Raw genomic sequence first — 526 nt, 5'->3', positions numbered from 1 at the left:
TCGGGGCCGTGGCCCTGGCACTCCAGCTCACCCTGCCCCAGATCTGGTCCGGTTTCCAGATCATCGGAGACGGCACCGGGACCTACGATTTCGCCCTCAACGGCGTGCTGCTCGCCAGCATCATGATCTCCATCTCCACGCTCATCAACGCGTTCGGCGTGAAGCTGATGACCAAGATCAACAGCATCGGCGTCTTCGTGGAGCTCGCCGCCGCCGTGCTCCTCATCCTTGCCCTTGCCTGGCACGTGGTGCGGGGCCCGGAAGTCCTCTTCAGCACCGAGGGCTACGGCATGGACCACGACCTTGGCTTCTTCGGGGTGTTCCTGATCGGCGCCATGGCTTCCGGATACGTGATGTACGGCTTTGACACCGCCAGCTCCCTGGGCGAGGAGACGAAGGACCCGAAGAAGACTGCCCCCAAGGCCATCCTGCGGGCAATCACGGCGTCCTTCATCCTCGGCGGCCTGATTCTCCTCGGCGGACTCCTGGCGGCCCCGGACCTGAACGACCCCAAGCTGGGCTCTGC

The 526-nt window shown here is 64.6% G+C and carries 1 protein-coding gene; it reads left to right on the top strand.

What is annotated here, in order from left to right; genetic code table 11:
• Positions 1–526, top strand: a 526-nt coding sequence (locus AC5RUO_RS20010; protein ID WP_494104448.1) for an amino acid permease, incomplete at both ends; no start/stop codon positions are given.

It is taken from the genome of Arthrobacter sp. Y3221087 (assembly GCF_059089905.1).
Note: the sequence above shows the minus strand (reverse complement) of the source record. Positions and strands in the feature narration are given on the sequence as shown.